The sequence below is a fragment of the Kocuria sp. CPCC 205297 genome (assembly GCF_040981035.1).
GTDB lineage: Bacteria > Actinomycetota > Actinomycetes > Actinomycetales > Micrococcaceae > Kocuria > Kocuria marina.
In genome coordinates this window covers 1-21,632 of the sequence record NZ_JAVKPY010000013.1, presented here as the reverse complement: position 1 = coordinate 21,632, position 21,632 = coordinate 1, and the positions used below count along the sequence as shown (strand labels likewise).

The window sequence follows — 21,632 nt, the reverse complement described above, 5'->3', positions numbered from 1 at the left end:
TGGAATGGGAAAGGTAAGACCATGTTCAGCTTTGTTTCCGCGTCAACTCTTATTGTTATCGCGGTGGCCGTGGTATTACTTGTTGCCATCGTGGCGTGGTTGTGGCCCAACAGTCCCAAGTCGTCAGAGAAGATGGCGAATAAACGTCTAGGGGACCGCGCCCGATTTAGTAATGCAAGCGCAGAGCGACGCTTGCAGGATGCACGGACCAACCTGCATCCCGACTGTCCGAACATCGGGCCGGGCCTGGTGCTCGGGTCCGTGGATTCCAGTTCGGTATTTCAGGGGTGGCGACAGTGCAGCGTACAGATCCACGCGCCGGGGCGAGGGAAGACCACAAGTCAAGTGGTGCCCCATTCGAAGCAAGCCCCGGGGCCGCTGGTGATGACGTCGAACAAAGCAGATGGCGTCTGGGAGGTGTTCGCCGCCCGCATGTTCCACGGAAACGTGTGGATCTTCGACCCGACGAATATTCTGAACAGGAAGGACGCCAGCACGGATCACTTCAATATCATCGGCATGGTGCGTAACAGCATGGACGCCGAAAAGGTAGGAGCGATCTTCCAAGCCGCGACGCAAGGGGAAGGAAGCCGAGAAGGCAACCCGAACGCGCACTTCGACCTGATGGGCTCGAAAATCATCGGCAGCTTGCTGCTGGCCGCCAACGTTTCGGGAGGTTCCGACAAAGACGTGTTCCGGTGGGCAATGACCATGGACGAGGACGAGCCCGCAGCCATCCTCGAAAGGCACGGGTTCACCAACCAGGCTGCGACCTTACGAGGGCTGAAGAAGCAGCCAGCTGACACGCGAGGGTCCGTGTGGGCCACCGCGCAACGATGCGCGTCACCGTTCGAGCATGAGGAATACCTGGCTTCCATCCGGCCAGTCAGCGAGTATCACCGAGTCTTCGACCCTGTGGCCTTCGCCTCCAGCACGGATACCTTGATCTTGCTGGGTAGCCGAACTGCGGGAGCCACGTCTGCATTGGTGTCGAGCTTGGTGTGGGATGTGTTCCGCAGCGCCAAGGTCAAGGCCTCGACCGGAAGCAATGAGAGATTGCGGGTTCCTATGGTGATGGAACTGGATGAAGTGGGAAATACGGTAATGCTTCCAGAACTGCCTGAGTGGTACTCGTACAGCGGATCGCTGGGCATTGTAATAAACTCGTATTTCCAGTCCGTTGCTCAGGGCCGTAGGGTTTATGGCAAAGAGGGGATGGAAGAACTCATTGGGGCGGCATCTGTCTTGGTTTATGGCGGCGGCGGCACCGAGGAAGATTTTGTCTCGTCACTGTCTAAGATCATTGGTCAATACGATCATAAGGTAAAAACCCATTCATCATCATATAATGCACGTTCAGGGCACGGTCGCAGTAGTTCGGATCAGGTGCAGAGACGGGAGATTCTATCCGCAGCCGACCTCTCTAACATGTCACCGGGATCTATGTACGTGCGGACGAGCGACGGCGGGGGCGGTGTTGTTCAGGCTCACTACTGGTTCGAGGATAAGCAGATGGTGGAGGAACTGAAACCGCGGATAGAGCGACTGAAGGCTGGATTGAAGCAGCCGGGTTCCGAGAGGGAGGACACAGCTCATGTCAAATGATGTAGCCGATAACAACGTGGCAGCGATGCCTCGCCCCGATGGAAGGGAGGAACCTCCCGTCCCCGATTTTGGGCAGTGGATTCATGCGACGCTGGCGATCATTGAGCATCCGGCGACACAGAACGGCGCATTCTGCCCGGAGTGGTGGAACCATCCCGAGGCGGTGGCCCGATTCCGGGCGTTGCACCAGGAGTATCTCGTGGCAGCGGAGAAGGGCGGGATCTCGGATTGGTGGGTTCACCATTGGGACTTGCACGCGCGCGCTCTATTTGACCCTCAGACGGGGGTTTTCCGGGACTGTTCGGCGGGGCATCGGCCCACCGAGTCCCGGCGGGTGCGCGATGTATCCGCAGACGAGCTAAAGATGGAGGGCTTCGACGACGTCGGGGACGTGGCGAATCCCTACTGGTACTGATCGGCTCAGTCCGAGCACCTGACGGTGGCCCTCCCCAGGTGGGGAGGGCCACCGCGCTTTAGAGGCGGCGTGTGCTGGGGGGAGTGCGCTGAATGCGCTGTTGCGCTTGTTGCTGTGGTGTGCGCTGCTGGGAGGGTCGAGACGTCGTGCGGGCCGTTGAGCGGTTGCGTTCGCGGACCGTGCCCGGGCGTGTTCCGGCTGCGAGGTGGCGCTGGTCCCGGGCCGTTTGCAGGTCTGTCGCGCGGCCCCTCTGATCGGGGTTCATATTCGCAGTAACCACACGGGTGTGTGGATTATCGTCACGGGCGGTGGCGTACGCCTTGTATGAGTTTTCACGTTGGCTCGTGGCCTGGTGGGCTGCATTGTCCACTGCCCCATATTCCGCCTCGGCCGCGGCGACGTCTCCGCGGTCCTGCTCGGCTCGTTCCTGGGCCTGGGTGTACTCGGGGTGCTGGGCCAGCCACTGCTCGTCCTCGGCCCGGGGCGGGGTCTCTGTACCGTATTGAGAGCGGTAGTCCTCTACTGCTTGCTGGTACTCGGCCTCACGGGCGGAGCGAGTGAAGAAGCCAGCGCTGTCCAGGCGCGCGGCAGCTTCTTCGACGGGCGCGTAGTCAGCCCGTGCGTTGTTGAGAAGGCGCTCACGGATGGAGTCAACCTCGCGGGTGGAGTTCTCCAGCCGTGTCCGGGCAGCATCGAGGACACCTTGGGCTGCATCGCGCTCGGCATAGGCTGCTCGTTCTGCGGCGTAATCACGCTCGACTGCATCCCAGAGATTTTCCACAGCATTTGTCCTCTCGTCAGTGGAGGCCGTGATCTGCACTTCGGCCGGGGTCTGTGTTTCCACGGTGGCGCGCTTCTCGGTGGCCCGCTGCGCGGTGGCTTCCACCTGCTCCCCCGTCGGGCCGGGCTTGTTCGACAGGGCCCCGCGCTTGTGCACGTCGGTGATCTGCTCGGCAAGGTAGGCCCCGCGCTCGGATTCGGCGTACTGCTTCGGGATCGGCTTCTCGTCGGTGATCCGGTAGGTGGCCCGGTAGGCGTCCACCTCTCCGGCGACCCGGTACCAGCGGGCCGCATTCTTCGGGTTCGCCGGGACGTCCCCGAGAGCATCGGTCCAGGCGGGGCGCTCGGCCGCGAGCTGCTGGCCGCGCAGCGCGGTAAGTTCCCCGATGTCGGCGTGGTGGGCTTGGAGCACTTCGCGCATCACGGCCGGGGTGTAGGGGCTGTCAGCCCAGTAGGTGGGCGCGGTGTGCCCACTGACCCCGTGGGTCAGCGCGGCACGATCGGTGTCCGCCAGCCCGGTCCCGGTCGTGGTCGGGGCGGCGGCGCGGATGGCCTTCTCTTCGGCCAGGCCCTCGGCCAGCGTGTGGTGGGTCTCCGAGCGGGGCCGTTCCCCGCGGGTGACCTCCTCCAGGGACTTCTGGGCGGGGGAGAGGAACGCACGGCGGGACAGCTCCGCGTCAATAGCTGCCAGCTCGCACCGGTACTCGTCGGAGTCGTGGGCGGTGGCCGCCTCCATCATCCCGGCGCGGCGGGAGCGCAGGTGCGCGGTCGTGCTCAGCCCGTGGGGGCGGGTGTGCCAAGCAGGGTCTTCCACCGCGGCGGGTTCTTCGGCGGCCTGGGCGCGGGCGGTGTCCAGCAGCCGGTCCAGGTGCTCCTCCGGGATCGCGGCGAACGGACGGTGCGCGCTCGGGTCGTGGACCTCAGCATCGTGTTCACGTAGGCCCTTCACGCGCCAGTGCAACACCGCGGAGTCGTCCTTGGAGCCGGTGAAGTCGCGTTGCTCGTGGGCATCGGCCAGCAGCTCCACCGGGTCCAGCCCGGCCTCGGTGGCATCAGCGAGCTCGTGGGCCAACGCACCCCACGCGGGGGTGGCCTTCAGCTCCGCAGCCCGGGTAGCACCGAGGGCTTGGATAGCCACATGTTCCATCGCCTGGGAGCGCGCCTGATCCGACAGCGCGGTGTAGAGGCCCAGGCGCTCGGGCACCGAGCGGTTCTCTTCCCGCAGCCGGGCCACCTGCTCGTGCACGGACAGGTTCGTCTCGTACGCCCCGGTGATGGTCTCCAGCACCTCGTCGCGGGTGGAGTTCTCCCCGGTGACCACGTACAGGTTGTTGCCGAACTTCCCGCGGGTCGCCCCCACGTAGGCCCCGGCGCGATCGGTGGTCGCGTCCAGGACGGTGTGGGCGGTGTCCACGGTCGCGCCCTGGGCGCGGTTGATCGTGGAGGCGTAACCCAGCTCCACGTTCTCCGCCACGTAGGCCGCCGGGAGGGTGATCTTGCCGCCGTGGCCGGTGTGGGTGACCGTGAGCCGCCCGTCGGCGTGGACCCGGTTCACGTCCCAGGTGTCGCCGTTCTTCACGAAGTCCTTGCCCTGGTTCAACCCCAACGTCCGGGCGTTGCGGCGGGTCACCACCCGGTCGTGACCGTAGATCGTGGCATCGGCCTCGGTGGTCACCTGCGCGCTGGTGTCCAGGTCTCCGCGGTGCATCGCGCGGGCTTGGGCCAGTTCGTTCAGCGCGGTGACCTGCGCGTTGGTCGGGGCCATCATCAGCGTGGTGCGCCCGGCCTCGGTGTCGGTGACCCAGGCGGTGAAGACCTCGCGCAGCACGGTCTCCTCGTCCCCGGCCCGCACCCGCCCCTGACCCACATACCAGTCGAAGGGCCGGTCCTCACCGGCCACCGGGGGTTCACGCAGCGCCAACGACGCCGCCACTTCGCCCTCGTTGACCTCGGCGGGGTTGGCCGGGTTGCGGAACCGGTAGACCTCCTCCAGCCGCGGCAGGGGTGCGGCGTTGTCGATCATCCGCAGCGCCCCGCCGGACCCAATCGCCGCGAGCTGCCGGTCATCGCCCACACCGCGGACCACGGCCCCGGCCGCCTCGGCGGTGGCCACCAGCTCCGCGAGCTTCGGGGTGGACACCATCCCAATCTCGTCCACCATCAGCACGTCGCCCACGGCCAGGGGAGAGGTCTCGGCGTGCAGGAACGCGTCCACGGTGGTGGCGGTGATCCCCATGGAATCGCTGACCACATCGGCGGCCGCCGCGGTCGGGGCGACCCCATAGACCTGGTGCCCGGCCGCGTGGGCGGTGTCCACGACAAGACGGGTCAGCGAGGTCTTACCGGCACCGGCCGGACCGATCCCCAACCCCAGCAGCCGGTCACCGGTCACGAACTCCCGCGCCATGTTCACCTGCGCGTCGGAGAGCTGCACCCCGGCCGCCCGGGCCTTCTCGAGCTGGGCGGTGAACACGTCGGTGGTGGCCGCGGGGATCACCTGGGCGGTGGTGGCCGCCTCCACCAGATAGGTCTCCGCGGCGATAATCCCGTGGGACGTGAACAGCTCGCGGTTCGCCGCCTCGTAGATGCTCGTACCATCGGCACGGAGTAGCTCACGGTCCGTGGGCAGGGGCACGTTCAGCCCCGGGGTCATCGACACCGAAGCGGCCTTCACCGCCTCCACCGTGGCTGTGATCGCGTCCGGGTCAGCACTCACCCCGCTGGTGGCTTCGCGGTAGTAGCGCAGCGTCTCGGCCTCGATGTTCGACCCCCGCCACGTCGAACGGGACTCCGACAGGCGGGCGATGATCGCCGCGACCCGCTCATGCTCCGGGGTCGCCTCCAGGGCAGCCGCTGCCACCGTGACCGCCTCCGCCCGTGCGGTCGATGCCGCGCGCAGGTGCTCGGCCAGGGCCTCACCCGTGGGCAGGGTCGGGGTCACCGTGGCGGCCTTCTCCCGCCACATCTCGTTCAACTCAGCCAGGGAGTGCGGGCCCTCTTTCGCCGGGCGGGTGGCCAGCGTGGCCTGCTGGGCCAGGGCGATGCGCTGCTTGGCGGTCGGTGCGTGACCGTGGTCAGCGATGAACGCAGCCTCCACCTCGGCCATCGTCTCCTTGATGGAGGCCGAGCGGGAGGAGAACGCGGCGACCTCGCTACGGGTGATCCCGGCGAGCTCGAAAATCTGCTTGCCGCGCGCCTCAACGGGGGTGAACTCCAGGCCTAGACGGTCGTGGATGTGGTGCATGATCCGCGAGTTGTACAGCTCCGAGGCGGCGACTCCGTACTGGTGAATCATCCGCCCGTCCAGGGTGGACCACCGTCCGTCAGCGCCCTTCACCCGGTTGGCGACCACGAGGTGATCGTGCAGGTTGGGGTCACCGTTGCGGGAGTCGTAGTGCCGGAACTTCGTGGCCACCAGGCCCTTGTCGGTGTCGATCTGCTCGACCCCACCACGGCCACGACGGGCATAGATCGCGTTGTCCTCCAGGTAGGACACGACGTCAGCGATGGCCGCTTCATGGGCGGCTTCGATGCCGCTGCGCAGGTTCTCATCGCCCAAACCCCAGGCCATCGAGACGGACTTCGTGGGGGTAAACACGAGGTCATACCCGGCCACGGACTGCTGCCGGGGCGCGGTGTTGTTGGCGATGAACGTTGCCAGCTCCACCCCGGTCGCGTCGCGGCCGTGGGTGTCCCGGAACAGCTGCCCGGCGACCCGGCTGCGTATCTCCTTGCGCTCGGCGTCGGTGGGGGGAGCATCGTGGGTCTTGAAGTGGCGGCGGTGCTCTTCATCCAAGGCGCGGGTGAAATCGTTGGCCGGTTCCTGCACGTACTCGCCCGGTTTGCGCCCCAGGCGAGTGGCGTCCACCCAGTCGTCATTGCCCTCGGCGATGGCGTCCTTACCGGCCGCCGTGGCCTCCTGCGACTGGGCCTTCGTCATCACGTAGCCGTCGATGAAGCCCTGCTCGTCGCCAGTAGCTGAGGCGTCCTTGAAGCGCTTGTAGTTGCCCAGCTCACGGTGACGATCCAGCATCCGGTAGAAGGAAGAACGGCTCGTTCCCAGCGCTTGGATCGTCTGCAAGTTCGGCTCCCCAGGCCGGTACTGGCTCAACGCGGCGTAGGTCTCGCGCGCGTACTTCACGCGCACCGCTTCCTCGGCTGCGGCCCGAATCTCGGCCTGCTCCTGCTCCAGCTTTCCGGGGTCGATGGGGGAGTACCCGTCACCGAACAGCGCATCCATCTGCACCTCGGTGACCGCGCCATCCAGCTCGAAGTGCTCCACCCCGGAGCCGACCCACTGGCCCGGGGGCATCCCCGTCACCTGGTAGTAGTCGCCCAGCTCGCGGTCCCCGGAGCGCAGCTGATCGCCCGAGGCCACCTCCTGCGTGTAGTAGAGGTGACCGTCGCCCGTGGAGAGCTTGTGGACGGTCATCATGAGCACCAGAGTACGCGGAATCACGCGGAATCTCAGGCTCATTCCCACCCTAGGTTACTTAGTGCAAGAGGTGTGACGTCTGATTGGTCCTGCGTCAGTGAGCGAGGCACGAGCGAGATGGCGCAGGACCAGAGAAGTCCGGGCATCTATGATGCCCGCGATTGTGCCCATGAGGCCGCGCCGGTGGGCAGGTTCGTGGCCTGTCCGGTGCGAGGAACGAGCGGAGGCCGGCCACGAGGCTGTCCACGGGTGCGAGCTGTGCACAGGAGACCGGAGGAGGAACGGGGGAGGACTCCCTGTGTGCAGCGTGCCGACTGGGTACAATCGTCCCCACCAGCGCCGCCCCCGCGGAAGCGGGTGGCGCCGGTGACCGCTAGGTGAAGTTGAGGGAGAGACAGGGCATGGCAGCACCACGGAAGTCCGCGACGAAGACCGCAGCACGCGAGAAGGCACGGGCGGCCGCGGCCGCCCGGTTGGAACGCGAGAAGAAGATCATGGCCGCCTCCGAGGCGTTCTTCGCCGCCACCCTCGCGGTGGAGGACGAAAAGGCCAAGCTGCGCGAGAAGATCGCGCAGCTCCAAGCCCAGGTGAAAGAACTCGACGGGCCCCGCCCGGAAGCAGCCGAACACGTGCAGGCCATGAAGGACGCCGGGCTGGCGAACAAGGAGATTGCGGAGCTGCTGGAGCTGTCGGCGGGGGAGGTGGCCCAGTACCTGAAACTCGGGACGCAGGAAGAAGATCAACTGGAGAGCATCGATGCTTAGTTGGGTGACAACGGCAATCGCCTTTCTGAGTCTCTCGGTGTCAGTAGCGACCACGGTTTCTCGTCCGACAAGACTGACCCGAAGCCTTCAGACGGCAGACTCCGCCCGCCCCGATATCGAGGGTCGCGAAGAAGACAAACGGCTAGCGCCTGACATCCCCTCGGGTAATTCCGGTGCGAGGTCTCATGACCACGACTAACCCATGGTTTCTTGTCGGAGTCGCGGCAGTTGCCCCGATTGTCACCGCGCTTGTGGCAGCGCTACGGGTGCTCGTGGCAGGCGTGTCTCGCAGGCGCAACGCCATGTTGACGAACATGGAGTTTGTGGGTCGTCTCCGTGACTACGAAGACCGAACGGGCACCACCTTGCCCTCTGACGTACACGATCGAGCACGCGCGGATCTTGCTCGAAGCGCTCGACTCTACGTTGATCGCAACTCGTGGCAGTGGATGATGTCCTTCCCTCTCCTCTACTTCTCGTTAATCAACGCCACGGCCTACACGGTTGCTGTGCTTTTGAAGGGTGGGGTGTGGCTCGGCCTCGTGGAGAGTGATCCATCGATGTTCGACTCCCTGAGCCTTGCCGTATACATGTTCTCGGGCGTGGTGATCGTGTGGTTGCTGCTCTTGACCTTCGCGTTCGGTGTAGTCAGCACTCGGAGGGAAGGGTCGAGCATGTTTACAGAACGGGACGACCACCTGGTGCCGCGCCCGGGGCCAGCGCTGGAACGTCCCGTCAGTAGGACACGATCCACGTCGAAGAAACGCGGGAGAGTCCGCTTGACGCGAGCGGTTCGTGGCAGAACAAATCGCTAGAACAAGGTCTGCTGCCCGGTGGTGACCCCGCGTAGAAGCGTGGCCACGGCTTCGGGGTCATAGCCATGGGCGCGCACGTGGGCGCGCAGCACGCGCGCCGCGTGCGCTCGTTGCTGCTTGGTCTCGTGACGGAAGAACGCCGCGGCCGGTTGCTGGTTGTGGTGGCCACGGCGCACACGGTCGGCCATGTTGTCGAACGCGGTCCCGGCGTAGAGGTGAGACGTGGGGCTGTCCTCGGCGCGCACGCAGATGGGGTTGTCGCACACATGGCACACGTGCAGGTGATCCAGGGTGTCGAGGCTGCCGGTGAGGATGGCCAGGGCGTAGCGGTGGGCGCGGATCATCCGCTGCCCACCGTCGGGTGTGGGGGTCCAGAAGCGGCCGTAGCCGTCGTCTCCGATGGCTCCGGTCCATATCCAGCAGTCGTGTGCCTCGGGGCCGGCCACGATCTTTGAGCGGAAGCGGGTTACCTCGGTCTCGTGCATGACCTCACGGTAGCTTTGCATCTGATGCTTCTTATCAGCTCTTCCGTGTATGACTCCCGTCCTCGGCCTCGCGCAGAATCACCTCGTGAACCAGGTTGGGACCAACCATCTTGTCCATGGCTGTCCTGATACCTGCGATGTCATCCCCGATGTTGCTTATGGTCTTGTACCCCAAGTGCCCACGAGCCAAGTACATGCCCCAGTCCAAGACGTACTCGGTCTGCGGCTGCCGCTTTCCCTCGATCCCGTCATACGTGAGTGTGATGGTGTACCGCGTGGGCAGCTCGTCGTGTTTGTGACGCATGAAAATGGAATCCCATGTCGTCCCCCAACGCTGACCAGGGACCAACACGGAGAGCGTTTTCGGGTAATGCAGCGGGGTCTCGCTAGTCGGACCGTCCGGGTCCTCCGAATCCTTTAAAACGACTCGGAGGGGCTCAGGATCGATCGTGATGTGCACGTTTGTGGCAGCGGTCTGGCCGTAGTTGGCCACAACAAGCTCCATAACCCATGGAACGTGCTGATGGGGTTCCAGGCTGGCTGCTACATAAGGCTGCGCTTTTTGCTTAGTGAGGCTGCGGGTTTGACAGATGGCGCATAGAGCAAAGAGGGCGGCAAGTAGAGTCCCTGCTGCGGCGGCGATGGTGGCCATATCGCTCCACGTGGCCAACGTGATTTGGGACATCAGGAGTGCAAATGTGATTAACATGGCCGCCTTCCAGGAGTTGACTCAGTTGTACCCGATGATGTCGCCTGTGCTGTGGCCAGTGCGGCACGGAACCAGGCGGGCATCGTGGTCTTAGTTTTCGCCTCAGCGGCTCGCTGTGCGAGCTCGGCCGCGCGTGCTTCGCGGCGGGCGGTCTCGGCCGCGCGTCGTGCACGTGCCGGGGGTTCTTTGCCGGTGATGGCGCGCTTGATCTGGTGCAGCAGCAGCGCACGGGGGTTCTTCTGGCTGTCCGGGGGCAGGGAGAGCAGCCCAAGGCCCTGGTGGTCGGCTTCCACGGCGTTCATGAGGTCTTGGGTGGTCCATTCCTCGGTGACGCCACAGGCCACCAGGCCACGGGAGAGCCCCATCAGGTGCCCGTTGCATCCGCGATCCAGCCACGGCATCCGCTGCGCGAGCCGCGCGGCGATCTTTTGCACTCCCAGCGGGGGTGTTGGCCGCGTCAGCGGTGTGCTTTTCGGCTGATTTTTGCTCGTACCGGCCGCGCGCCAGCGCGTGCTAGGTACACGTTGAGATGTGCCGTGCCCGGAAGAGTTAACCCCACAGGGGTAGGGGTGCATGGCTCTGCATCTGGTGGGGATCGTCAGGCACCGGGTGGAGGCGAACCGGCGCTGCCGGGAGCCGTGCTCGCGGGTAGCAGCTTCGCGCTCCTCAGTGGTCATGTACCGGCCGCGCACAACCTCAACGGAGAATCCCAGGTCGCGCAGCACGCGTCGGGCGCGGCGCACGGTGTCCACGCTGCATCCCAGTGCGCGGGCCACGGTGGCGTGGCTGGTGCGGACGTTGCGCCCGGTGGTGGTGTCCGCAGCGGCAGCGTCCAGGCGGGCGACCCGGTAGACGGTGGACGCGGCCGCGTGGTGCTTCTTCAGGACGTCGGCGGCGGTCTCACCGCTCAGCTCGGTCTCCAACAGCTTCAGCCAGCGTGAGCGGGTGGCCCAGCACGGGATACGCCCCTGAGTGCCGGCCTCGGGCTCCCGCGCCCAGGACAGGCCCGTGCGCGGGTTCGGGGTATACAGCTCTGGCGTGGGCCGATGATTCCGGCGACGGCGGCGTGTGCGCCGTATTGGCGTATGTACGGCCCACGTGCTAACTGCTAGACTAGGCACCACAAACCCCCTTGGGGGCTTGTAGCAACCTCCGGTAGAGGGCTTCAGAGTTCATCTACTAATCCAGGGGTTGTGTGGAACACCGGAGAACTTTGGTCGGTTGAGCCGGTGTTCGAGGCTTAGAAGGCGGTCCCTACGGGGACCGCCTTCACTCGTTGGCGGGTGGATCTGGGAGCTGGTTGTACTGAGGCATGCCCACCTCGCGGGCCATGAGACTGGCGACCCACGCGGATTTGGTCAGGCCCCTTTCGCGAGCTGCTTTCGCAGCCGCACGGTCAAGATCACGCGCCACACTCACAGTGATACGCGGGCGAGGTTCGCTCCCACGTGGCTGTTGAGTGATGCGCTCGGATGACATGCCTACCAGTATGACTACGTGCTAGCAGGATGTCCAGGGTCTATGGGATGCGTGTCGCCGCTGAGGTGTCGTCGGCCGCCGCGTCGCGTATCCGGGTGATGGTCCAGCGGCTCACCCCGTGCAGCGCCGCGACGTCGGACACGGACAGCCCGCCACGTAGCGCGGCCAGCGCGGCCGCGCGCTGGGCGGGGTTCAGCTTCGGCGGGCGGCCACCCACGCGGCCCTGTGCTCGTGCGTGCTCCAGTCCTACGCGGGTGCGCTCCTGGATGGTCTCTAGCTCCTGCTGCGCCAGGGCGGAGAGGATGCCCACCATCAGCCGACCCTCGCGGGTGGCGGTGTCCAGGCCCATGTCCAGCAGCACCAGACGCACCCCCTCATCTGCCAGCTCAGCGGCCGTGTTCACGGTGTCGCGCATCGACCGGCCCAACCGGTCCAGGCGGGTGACCACCAGGGAATCGCCGTCGCGCAGGTGGCTGCGGGCTGCGTCCAGGCCGGGGCGGGTGGAGCGTGCGCCGCTGATTGTGTCTGTGAAGACGCGTTCACAACCTGCTGCCTCCAGGGCTGCGCGCTGGGTGTCCAGGGACGCGGCCTGTTCGCGGGTGCTCACGCGGGCGTAACCGATCTTCAAGGGGCCTCCTGGGCTGGCTAAGGTGGGTGACGCGGTGGCGGGGATCAACGTCGTCGCCTGGGATGCCAGCACCCCAGACGTGAGCCCCGGCTATCCCTTGACGGCCGGGGCTCACTCATACCGTAGGACTAGTGCTTGCGCACGGTGGGCACTACGCAGAACCGCCGGCTGTCTCATCCCCAGACGCAGTGCCGATGAGCTGAGGGAACGGGTCAACGCTGAGCATCTCCGTGAGTGTCGAGAGCGTGAACACCCGGCCGAGGGTGTCGCGCACCACAGGTCCTAGCGTGTCGTTGACGCGTGTCCATCCGAGCCCAGTCAGGACAGCTAGGAGAGGCACCCCGTTGAGCCGGATGGATTCATCGCGTAGCCGCTCGAAGCGCAGCGCTTTATCGCGAGCGGTGCCGCCGTCGTTCACGAGCTTGCATTCGAGCAGTGCGCGCAGAGTGCCCGCCTGGTCGAACACCACGAAGTCCGGTGCTGGCGTGACCTTGATCCCGAACCTCTTGGCAATATCAGCCTGGTTGTGAGCTCCCGTGCGGATGTAGGGGATGCCCTGCTGCGCGAAGAGTTCTTCGACGGCGTCCTCGACGATGTCTCCGCGCTTCGTAGAAGTAGCGTCAAGGAGCTGCCGGAACGCACCGCCGTAGTGTCGCTGATGTAAGAACGCGTCATAAGGCACTCCGTCGCGTGCGAGCTCTCCAACGGTGGCCCAGCCATCGGTTGTGTCGAACTTCTGCTGCTTGGGCTTCAGTTCTCCCGGCGGGTCCGGAAACAGGCTGCCGTCGAGTGCTCCCGATACCGTCGCCGCGGCCAAAAAAGCCGTATCGTGCGCAGTCTTCTTCGGACCAACAGCCCCATTGCGTTCCATGCTCTGCGCCCGACTAGGCGTCAGCGGCTTCATCCCTAGCGGTTCAGCCACGAGGTCAGTGGCCTTCGCGAACTCCTGGATCGTCAACCCCAAAATGGTGCGTAGCACAAGCAACGTTTCCGGCGCGTCCAAGAGCATCGCGATGAGAGTTTCTTGGGACACCTCAGTGAATCCCGATGTTGCCTCGAACGCCGCCTGGTAGGCCGCGCGGAACGTGGGCAGCTCGTAGTAGTCCATCGAGTGCACATAGGCGAAGTCCGGGGACAAATGCGGGACGTACGCTTCCCGGGCGACCTCGGCGTAGATCTGAGAGTGATCAGCGGTCCCGTGGTTCTCGTTCACCAACCGGATAGCGGCTACCCGAGCATCCCAGTCCGGGGCGTCCACAATGCTGCGAACAGTTTCCTCGATGCTTGCCATCAGCCAGCATCCTGCGTGGTCTCGGCGATCGCGGCCGCCTCGGCTGCGATGCGGGCGCGTGCAGCTTCGGCGTACTCCTGGTGCAGTTCCAAACCGCCGACCCGACGGCCCAGACGATGCCCGACGACGGCCGTGGTCCCGCTACCCGCGAAGGGGTCAACCACCACGCCATCAGGAGGTGTCATCGCCTTGATGAAGAACTCCGCCAAACCTTCAGGCATCGGGGCAGTATGTGAGACACCGCGATGCTGGTTGTAGGTCTGGCTCACGGGGATGACATTTCCTGGATCGGCGCCACCGTGCTTGTACGTCGAAACGCGATTCCGCCCGAACCCAGCCTCGGTCGTTCGACGCCCGTTCGTGTCGAGCCTGCGACGCTCAATCTCGTCAGGCGTCGTCTTGTAGGGCACACGGATCGCATCGAGGTTGAAGTACGGCTTGGGCCCGCGCGCGAAGTGGAACACGTGCTCGAAGGAGTCCTTGGTACGTGGCCCGAATTTGCCGGGGATCGCGTTGGGTTTTTGCCACACGTACTCCTCGATCCAGCGCCAGCCCATGTGCTGCAAAGCCAGCACCAGCTGGAACACGTAAGGGTGCCGCTGACCCCGTAACGCGCCGTCCTTGGCCACTCGGTTCTTGATGTTGATGACCATGGAACCGGTCTCGTTGGTTGCATCGAACATGGCCCGAGCAAACGGCAGGAACCACTCCACGTACCGGTCAGGGTGGATTCGGCTGTAAGAGCGCTGATCCGCATAGGGCGGCGACATGAAGAACAAGTCAACGCTGGACTCAGGCAGGGCCGGCAACCACAGAGACGCATCACCCCACGTCACACCTTCATCGAGGAGACGGGTGAGCGCGTCTTGTGGCGCCGAAGGGATGTCAGGACCAGACTCAGGAACAGGTTGGAGAGGCATGGTGCAATTCTCGCGCACAAACAAGGCAGGTTAGACACCGACGCACGGTCGCCCCCACACGAGTGCGCTGAATAGCATGGTGCGGAAACGGTGGGTTGAGCCACCGACCCGCCCCGGTGGTGCAGAACCCTTCGTTTGAGCTACACCGCTCAACGTGCCTATGTTGCTCAGGTAGCTGCGTCCTCGCCGGGGCCACCCCACAAGAGAGGTTTCGTCGTATGCGTCCAACTGCACTGATCACGGGGGTAGGCCGCCGATCCGGCCTAGGCGCAGCCATAGCGACTCGCCTTGCCAGCGACGGGTGGGACCTAGCTCTCACGCACCTTCCAGGCTATGAAGAACGTGTTGGTCTCCCCTCGAGCCCCGATGACGTTAAAGACATTGCTGCGGAGTGCAGGACGCGCGGAGCAACAGTCACCCTGCTGCCTGCCGATCTGGCTGACCCTGCTGTGTCCCAGCAACTCGTCGAACGCGCCAACGAGCACGGCACTCTCACGGCCCTGGTGTTGTCTCACTCTGAAGGTGTGGATAGCTCGATCTTGGACACCACGGTGGAGAGCTGGGATCGCCACTACGCGGTCAACGCTCGTGCGGCATGGCTTTTGATCAAAGCGTTCGCTGAGACACTTTCTGCCCAGGTCAAGGACAGCAATTCTGCGCGTATTGTCGCGCTGACGAGCGATCACTCCGCATTCAACCTGCCCTACGGAACCAGCAAGGGCGCGTTGGATCGTCTCGTGACGGCAGCATCGATCGAACTTGCATCGCTCGGTGTGCGCGCGAACGCAATCAATCCAGGACCGGTCGATACAGGCTGGATGGATTCACAGACTCGCGACCACCTCACAGCCATGACCCCGGCTGGACGCCTCGGCAACCCCGAAGACACGGCTAACCTCGTCGCATTCCTCCTGTCTGAGCAGGGTGGCTGGGTTACCGGGCAAGTGCTACACAGCAATGGCGGCTTCGGAGTGGGCTAGTGAGCAGTGCGAAAACGGTGGGTTGAGCCACCAGCTCGCCTCGGTGGTGCAGAACCCTTCGTTTGAGCTACACCGGTCGGACGGCTTCGATGATGATGACGCAGGCAAGAACGGCGTAGACCGTGGCCGCAAGGTAGTTCAACGCGGCGCTAGCTCGCGGACTGCTAGTGAATCGCTCATGAAAAGTGCCCGCGAGAGCACCGATGGTGCCGTAGAGCACCAACTCGGCGCACACGTTGACTGTGCCGAGCAGGGCCATCTGCGCTGTCGTGTTGGTGGCGTGGCCGGCGAAACGCGGGAGGACGGCGAGGAAGAACAGGATGATCTTGGGGTTCGTCAGGCTGACCGACAGACCCCGCAGGTACCACCGCCCGGCGGCGACGTCGCCGATCGCGGAGATCTCGCGAGCATGGCGCACGGTAGTCACCGACAGCCAGAGCAGATAAGTAGCCCCAAGCAGCTTCAGGCCGGTCAGCAAATCAGGGTGACTTTTGGCGACCTCACCCAGGCCAACAACGACTGCGGCGGCGTAGACGCTCATTCCGGTAGCGATGCCAAGGATCGCTTTGAGCGCGGCTCTCCGCCCTCCCTCGAGTCCGACCGCGAGCATGTACGCCATGTCTGGGCCGGGTGGGATGAGGAATACCAGAATGACACCGAGGAAGCCCGGTAGTACGGACAGGTCGACCACGAGCGTCCTCTCCGCCGGCGACGCCCTCGTGGCGCCGCCTTCACGCTACGACACCTTCTACCTAGGACAGGTGCGCTGGTTCCTGCCCCCCCGCGAAAACGTTCGTTTGGGCTACTGCTTGTCGGCGCATGAAAGAGAACCTTCCCAGCGCGTCTCTCCGTCGACAACGACACCGGTCGGCGACATTGCGAGGTGTGTAGCGACGCGTTGCGAGGCGACATGCTCGGGGTGAATGTGCGCGACGACGTCTACGACGCCCATGCGTCGAAGTTCGTCCGCCAGGAGTTCCGCAGCGGTACGCGCGTACCCGCGTCCCTGCCACGGTTCACCGATGACCCACGCGATCTCTGTCGGCCCTGAAGATTGCGGGATGGTGGCTTGCACGTACCCGATCGCCTGCCCGCCAGGTTCGAGCGTAACGATGAGGTTGAGCCATCTCTGTGAACCATCGGTGGAGCACCCACGGGTCTGGACGGCATAGCGGCGTCGAAGCTCCGCTTCGTCTGGCGGTTCACCGCCAGTGAAGACGTACAGTCGCGGGCTGCTGAGGACGTTGGCCATCTCTGGGGCATCCGATACCGCCAGGGGGCGAAGACTGACTACATCGTTCATGGCTGGAGCCAACCCCACGCCTCCGCCAGTTGCAATCGAAATAGCGGTCCGAGTCCAGCTGTGCATAAGCGGTCGTTTGAGCTACACCAGCAGGAACGAGCCCAACACCGATGCGAGCTGATGCGGGTTCTCTTCAGCCATGTGGTGGCCCGACTCGATCACGGCCGTTCGAGGTGACTGCTCACACCAGGACTCCCAGATAGCACCTGGGTCTGCGTAGAGGTCTTGCATGTCGTCGTCGCGTGACCAGGCGACGAGGGTGGGGCACGCGATGCGTCGGCCGGCGTCACGGTCAGCTTCGTCATGGCCGCGGTCGACGTGCAGGCCGGCGCGGTAGTCCTCGAGCATGGCCCGCACAGTTGCGGGGCTATTGATAGCGGCGACCATGTCGTCGTAGTTCTCTTGCCCCATGCGCCGAGCATCAGGGCGATACCAGGCCATTGGGTCTGCGGTGATCACACGTTCAGCTTGCTCGGTGGCGAAGAAGAACCAGTGCCACCACAATTCGGCGAAGCGAGCATCCGCGCGCTCGAGCGCCTCCACGATGGGGACACAGTCAAGGACGGCAAGTTTCTCCACCTGCCCGGGGTGATCGAGTGCCGTGCGGTAGGCGACGTAGCTGCCCCGGTCGTGACCGACGACGCTAAAGCGTTCATGCCCTAGCTGTTGCATGAGACTGGCGATGTCGCCTGGGAAAAGGGGTTTGAGGTGGCCGCGCTCAGGATGTCAGGACGGCGGAGCTGTTCCTGGGGCTGGCGTTTCAAACATCATCTGCCCTCGCTGGAGGATGGGCAGGGTGAAATCGACTCCGACCCGGCGGCCAAGATCGGCCATAGACTCGCGGATGTACGGAAGCAAAGTCATCACAGCGACATGGTTGGCGTACTCGGTAATAATCTCGTCCGTGAGGAGGTCACCCAGGTCAACAGGGGCGCTGTACTGAGCGACAAACACCGTTCGCAGATCCGCGGACGGAAGGTGCGCGGCCAGGTCGAGAGTGATCCGAAAATCGCGCGTCTGATCGTCGGGGGCACCCTTGCGGCGGCCGATCGTTAGGCCCGCAAGTAATGGAGATTCGCCCCCCTCGCGCTCTTCATCCAGCAGTTCGACAGAGGCCAGGCGGCAAAAAACTTTGTCGAGCTGTGCCCCTTGAACCAGTTCTCGGACGTCAGCGCTCGGCTCACTCAGCAACGAGGGCCGCCCTCAGGTCCGTGCGGGACTCATCCCACTTGTGGTGGACACTGATCGGCATGCGCGGAGCGGGGATGAAGGTCTCAGGTGCCGTGGTGCGGGTTTCGAGTACTTCCCATTCCGAGTGCGCCTGCCCGACGCAATCGTCAACGACTCGTAGCTCGAAGCGGGCGCCCACCGCCAGCGCGTAGCGGCGCAGAGTGGCTAGGGTCGGATTCGACCCCTCGCTCTCGAACTTGCTGATGGCCGTTTGGGATACGCCGATAGCATCAGCGACCTGCTGCTGGGTGTAACCGTGCTTGCCGCGCAGCGCAACAAGTGCGTCCAGGAAGTCGTCCTGCGCTTCAACGAGCGCGTCAGCGCGTGCCATGAGGACGTCGCGGCTGTCAGTGATGGGTGCGGTCGACATGAGCTAAAGGTTATACCACGTTCCTATGAGGCGAGCGGGGTGTCACCAAACCGTTGTGAAAGCTCCGGAACCCCGCAGTGGTCATGGGCACCTGCGTCCAAGATGGCAATGGCCCGGTCGATGTGGAGCTGCTGCTGCTCGTCGGTCGCCTCCTGGTCGACCCCACTGCGGCCTCTCTCGCCCGCCATGACGAGAGTCTTCTCATGCACGTGCAGGCCAAGAAACCACGCGCCAGAGTCAGGCTGCTCCACGTAATAGAGACGGAGCAGGGCTCGGTGCGCGGGGGTCAGAAGGTGTCCTAGCGCGTCGTAGCGTGACACGATCAGGTCATCGTCGCGGTCATCTTCATGGCCCCAGCGCAGCTCGAACATGTCCACCAGCTCCGGCGCCGAGCGGATCGTCTTCACGTGGGCTGGAGAACGCAGCTTTCCTTGCCTGGCTCGGTTGATCCGCCTCTTGACGCGGCTGGCAGCGTCTGCCTCTTGGATGGGGTTGAGCCGCCCACCATTGGCCTGGAGGGCTGCCAGAGATGCTGTCACGGCGGCGGCAACGTGTTGGCCGTCGACGCAACTACGCCAGTAGAAGTCCAGGGACTTCTTGCCGCAGCACTGGGAGGTCTTATCCACGTCGGCGAGTCTACCGAGCAGCACCGACAGTGGAAGTGCGTTCTACCCCCGCGCCAACAGCTGCCCGCCAAGGCGCACCTAGCTGTACTGACCGGAGACGTTGATCGAGTCGCCACGAGCATGGCAGTGGGTGGCTGGCGAGGGTGTAGCGGACACCACCATGGGCGCCAGATCACTGTCGGTTCTCTGAGCCGGGCTTCTCTAGGGTTGGTGGCATGCCCGTCTGGCAGCCATCCATCCCGCAGAGGTTGCAGCCCCATCTCCTTTCCTGGGTGGGGTACGACTTCACCAGTACTGAAGCCGTCCATCACGGGGTTCCCTCGATGGGCGTCACGGTGGTGCTGTCGCTCGCAGAACCCATCGACTGTGGCTGGCTCGATGGCGGTGAACGGCAGTTACTGGACGTACTAGTTTCCGGTCTTCACACCGCGCCGGCCTTGATCCAGTCGAGGGGGCGCCAGCAGGGACTCGAACTGTCGATTAACCCCCTCTCGGCCCGCCGGCTTCTTGGACTACCAGCCGGGGCCTTGGCGGGGTTGATGGTTGATGTGACAGATCTCCAGTGGCCCCCACACCTGCTCGACCAGCTGCGGCAGTCAACTTGGCTAGGGCGGTTCCAACTCTTGGCGGCATTCCTCACCAAACGGCTCGAGCAGCATCCCCACACACCGCGAGCAGACATGGTCGAAGCGCTGGCGCGGATCCATCAGGCCCGGGGCACAATCCCCATCGCCGACCTAGCTCGAGACGTTGGTCTGTCCAGACGGCGACTTTCCAGCCTGTGCAACCTCGAGACCGGTCTCTCGCCCAAGCAGGTGGCGCGGATCGCTCGCTTCGAGCACGCCAAGAAACTTGTCCAGAGCGGCGCCCTTCCTTCGGACATTGCGGCAGCGGCTGGTTACAGCGACCAGGCGCACCTGTCCCGAGAATGGAGGTCGATGACGGGATGGACGCTGCGCCAGTCGAGGGCTGATTTCCCATTGCTTCAAGACGCTCAAGCGCTCCAAGGATAAGGCTGTAGCCATGACGAGAACACAGCTGTTTCACTGCCTGCGCTACACAGATGCCGATCGAGGCATCAACTTCCTTCAATCCATCGGCTTCACCACGGCGATGGTCGTGCGGGACCCGGATGACTCGACCGTGGTGACCCATGCGCAACTTGCCTGGCGCGACAATGGGGGCATCATGCTCGGCTCTACTCAGGACGGTGACCCGCATTACGGGCCAGGGATCTGCAACTTGGTGGTCGCCAGCGACGAGGACGTCGACAGCCTCTTCGCCACGGCCTTGGAACACGGAGCATCGACCGTCACCGAGCCCAACTATGCACCTCACGGCGGCCGCAACGCATGCGTCGCTGACTTCGATGGCCACTGGTGGAACATCGATTCCTACCCGGGAGCCTGAGCCGGGAAGCCGCCCTCGGCGGCGGCTGATGACAAGGCCCACGAGGTCCCACACACCCGTTGCCCTTCACCCAAACAATCTCGCCGCCCGCGGCGGCATCTGGCCTTCCTGGGCGGCACATGCCCCCAGGAAAGCTCAGTCATGTCCCACGCCAACGCGGCGCTCACCCCACGGCATCGCCTGATCGTCGCTCGCATGGTTGTTGACGACGGTTGGCCGATCAGCGAGGTCGCCGCCCAATTCCAAGTCTCCTGGCCTACCGTCAAGCGTTGGGCCGACCGCTACCGAGACGGCGAAGCCATGCAAGACCGGTCTTCCCGGCCGCGTCGCTCCCCGAACAAGACGAGTCAGAAGACCACTCGGCGCTGCATCAATCTGCGGCTGCGCCTGAGGGAGGGGCCGGTGCAGTTGGCGTGCCGACTCGGGATCGCCCCGTCCACTGTCCACCGCATCCTGGTCCACGCGCACCTAAACCGGCTTTCACACGTCGACCGCGCCACCGGAGAGCCAGTCCGCCGTTACGAGCATGACCATCCCGGCTCCCTGCTGCATGTCGACGTGAAGAAGCTCGGGAACATTCCCGATGGCGGGGGCTGGCGCTACGTAGGGCGCAGGCAAGGTGAGAAGAACAGAGCCGCCACTCCCGACAAGCCCCGAAACAAGCACAGCGATCCGTTGATGGGCAAGGCCTACGTCCACACCGTCATCGACGACCACTCCCGCGTCGCCTACGCCGAGATCCACGACGACGAAACCGCCCTCACCGCGACGGCGGTCCTGATCCGGGCGGTCGAGTGGTTCAGGGCCCGTGGTGTGAGGGTCGAGCGAGTCCTGTCCGACAACGGTGGCGCCTACCGCTCACATCTGTGGCGCGACACCTGCGCTGAGCTGAGGATCAAGCACAAACGCACCAGGCCGTATCGGCCGCAGACCAACGGCAAGATCGAACGCTTCCATCGCACCATGGCCGACGGCTGGGCCTACGCCCGGTGTTACACCTCGGAGGCTGAGCGCCGAGGCGAACTCGCCGGATGGCTCCACTACTACAACCAGCACCGTCCCCATACAGCCTGCGGGAACCAGCCGCCCTTCTCACGATTGATCAACGTCCCCGATCAGTACACCTAGCTGGCTCGCTGGCTCGCGGGGGAAATCTGCAAACCGCGAAGGGGAAACCCGCCATGGCGGGTTCATGAGACGCCTGTGACCATGCGACGAATTGAGTTAACCGGGCCTTCACAGCTGAGTGTGGGTAGCGGTTCTCCGCCAGGGGCGATGACCGCCTGCGGCGAGCAGAGCCCGTAACCGGTAGTTGTCGAAGTTGCGGAAGCCGCGGGCGACGCGACGCATGGTCTCGATGACGCCATTGACCGCTTCCGTGGGCCCG

General features: G+C 64.5%; 21 protein-coding genes. 7 read left to right on the top strand and 14 right to left on the bottom strand.

The window, feature by feature from the left end; genetic code table 11:
* Window positions 1-21 precede the first annotated feature (21 nt).
* Entirely contained in the window at window positions 22-1,605 is a 1,584-nt protein-coding gene (locus tag RF650_RS12050) for a type IV secretory system conjugative DNA transfer family protein (RefSeq protein ID WP_144999278.1), read from the top strand.
* Window positions 1,595-2,020, top strand: coding sequence for a DUF4913 domain-containing protein (locus tag RF650_RS12045; protein WP_144999276.1), 426 nt, complete (start codon window positions 1,595-1,597; stop codon window positions 2,018-2,020). The genes RF650_RS12050 and RF650_RS12045 overlap by 11 nt, the downstream gene beginning before the upstream one ends.
* A 58-nt stretch (window positions 2,021-2,078) precedes the next feature.
* Here the strand turns inward: RF650_RS12045 and mobF are convergent, their stop codons facing one another.
* The gene (mobF, locus tag RF650_RS12040; protein WP_186317243.1) at window positions 2,079-7,259 is read right to left on the bottom strand and encodes a MobF family relaxase; all 5,181 of its coding nucleotides are present in this window, start codon (window positions 7,257-7,259) and stop codon (window positions 2,079-2,081) included.
* A 377-nt stretch (window positions 7,260-7,636) separates the two neighbouring features.
* On the opposite strand from mobF, the gene RF650_RS12035 reads away from it, so the two are divergent.
* On the top strand, window positions 7,637-7,999 hold the full coding sequence (locus tag RF650_RS12035; RefSeq protein WP_144999272.1) for an ECF-type sigma factor: 363 nt from the start codon (window positions 7,637-7,639) through the stop codon (window positions 7,997-7,999).
* A gap of 811 nt (window positions 8,000-8,810) precedes the next feature.
* On the opposite strand, the gene RF650_RS12030 is transcribed toward RF650_RS12035, so the two are convergent.
* From RF650_RS12030 to RF650_RS12005, 6 genes are all read right to left on the bottom strand, one after another.
* Window positions 8,811-9,299: a hypothetical protein gene (locus RF650_RS12030; RefSeq protein WP_144999271.1), complete on the bottom strand. Its 489-nt coding sequence runs from the start codon at window positions 9,297-9,299 to the stop codon at window positions 8,811-8,813.
* 34 nt (window positions 9,300-9,333) lie between these two features.
* Entirely contained in the window at window positions 9,334-9,951 is a 618-nt protein-coding gene (locus RF650_RS12025) for a hypothetical protein (RefSeq protein WP_144999269.1), read from the bottom strand.
* Between the two features lie 50 nt (window positions 9,952-10,001).
* A complete protein-coding gene (locus tag RF650_RS12020; protein WP_144999267.1) occupies window positions 10,002-10,931 on the bottom strand; it encodes a hypothetical protein in 930 nt (309 codons plus the stop codon).
* A 596-nt stretch (window positions 10,932-11,527) separates the two neighbouring features.
* Window positions 11,528-12,115 carry a recombinase family protein gene (locus tag RF650_RS12015; RefSeq protein ID WP_206400082.1) on the bottom strand — a complete coding sequence of 196 codons (588 nt, stop codon included), beginning with the start codon at window positions 12,113-12,115 and terminating at the stop codon, window positions 11,528-11,530.
* Window positions 12,116-12,266: 151 nt separating this feature from the next.
* Window positions 12,267-13,406 (bottom strand): hypothetical protein, encoded by a 1,140-nt coding sequence (locus RF650_RS12010; protein ID WP_144999263.1) that lies wholly within the window; start codon window positions 13,404-13,406, stop codon window positions 12,267-12,269.
* Window positions 13,406-14,326, bottom strand: a complete 921-nt coding sequence (locus RF650_RS12005; protein ID WP_144999261.1) for a site-specific DNA-methyltransferase — start codon at window positions 14,324-14,326, stop codon at window positions 13,406-13,408. The genes RF650_RS12010 and RF650_RS12005 overlap by 1 nt, the downstream gene beginning before the upstream one ends.
* Before the next feature lie 218 nt (window positions 14,327-14,544).
* Here RF650_RS12005 and RF650_RS12000 point away from each other — a divergent pair, with 218 nt between their 5' ends.
* Window positions 14,545-15,306, top strand: a complete 762-nt coding sequence (locus RF650_RS12000; protein ID WP_144999259.1) for an SDR family oxidoreductase — start codon at window positions 14,545-14,547, stop codon at window positions 15,304-15,306.
* 67 nt (window positions 15,307-15,373) lie between these two features.
* Here the strand turns inward: RF650_RS12000 and RF650_RS11995 are convergent, their stop codons facing one another.
* The 6 genes from RF650_RS11995 to RF650_RS11970 form a co-directional block, all read right to left on the bottom strand.
* On the bottom strand, window positions 15,374-15,997 hold the full coding sequence (locus tag RF650_RS11995) for a LysE family translocator (RefSeq protein ID WP_064845533.1): 624 nt from the start codon (window positions 15,995-15,997) through the stop codon (window positions 15,374-15,376).
* A 111-nt stretch (window positions 15,998-16,108) separates the two neighbouring features.
* Window positions 16,109-16,609: a GNAT family N-acetyltransferase gene (locus RF650_RS11990; RefSeq protein ID WP_144999257.1), complete on the bottom strand. Its 501-nt coding sequence runs from the start codon at window positions 16,607-16,609 to the stop codon at window positions 16,109-16,111.
* An 81-nt stretch (window positions 16,610-16,690) separates the two neighbouring features.
* The gene (locus RF650_RS11985) at window positions 16,691-17,293 is read right to left on the bottom strand and encodes an alpha/beta fold hydrolase (RefSeq protein WP_260850706.1); all 603 of its coding nucleotides are present in this window, start codon (window positions 17,291-17,293) and stop codon (window positions 16,691-16,693) included.
* A 42-nt stretch (window positions 17,294-17,335) separates the two neighbouring features.
* On the bottom strand, window positions 17,336-17,800 hold the full coding sequence (locus RF650_RS11980) for a hypothetical protein (RefSeq protein ID WP_064845530.1): 465 nt from the start codon (window positions 17,798-17,800) through the stop codon (window positions 17,336-17,338).
* Window positions 17,790-18,209: a helix-turn-helix domain-containing protein gene (locus RF650_RS11975; RefSeq protein WP_064845529.1), complete on the bottom strand. Its 420-nt coding sequence runs from the start codon at window positions 18,207-18,209 to the stop codon at window positions 17,790-17,792. Before RF650_RS11975 ends, RF650_RS11980 begins: the two co-directional genes overlap by 11 nt.
* A gap of 23 nt (window positions 18,210-18,232) precedes the next feature.
* The gene (locus tag RF650_RS11970; protein ID WP_144999253.1) at window positions 18,233-18,835 is read right to left on the bottom strand and encodes a hypothetical protein; all 603 of its coding nucleotides are present in this window, start codon (window positions 18,833-18,835) and stop codon (window positions 18,233-18,235) included.
* 215 nt (window positions 18,836-19,050) lie between these two features.
* On the opposite strand from RF650_RS11970, the gene RF650_RS11965 reads away from it, so the two are divergent.
* The 3 genes from RF650_RS11965 (at window position 19,051) to RF650_RS11955 (ending at window position 21,373) form a co-directional block, all read left to right on the top strand.
* The gene (locus RF650_RS11965; RefSeq protein WP_144999251.1) at window positions 19,051-19,848 is read left to right on the top strand and encodes an AraC family transcriptional regulator; all 798 of its coding nucleotides are present in this window, start codon (window positions 19,051-19,053) and stop codon (window positions 19,846-19,848) included.
* A gap of 10 nt (window positions 19,849-19,858) precedes the next feature.
* Window positions 19,859-20,245: a VOC family protein gene (locus tag RF650_RS11960; protein WP_144999249.1), complete on the top strand. Its 387-nt coding sequence runs from the start codon at window positions 19,859-19,861 to the stop codon at window positions 20,243-20,245.
* A 141-nt stretch (window positions 20,246-20,386) separates the two neighbouring features.
* Window positions 20,387-21,373, top strand: a complete 987-nt coding sequence (locus RF650_RS11955; protein ID WP_144999247.1) for an IS481 family transposase — start codon at window positions 20,387-20,389, stop codon at window positions 21,371-21,373.
* 108 nt (window positions 21,374-21,481) lie between these two features.
* Here RF650_RS11955 and RF650_RS11950 read toward each other — a convergent pair.
* A partial coding sequence (locus RF650_RS11950) for a transposase (protein ID WP_368814157.1) occupies window positions 21,482-21,632 on the bottom strand: 151 nt, incomplete at its 5' end.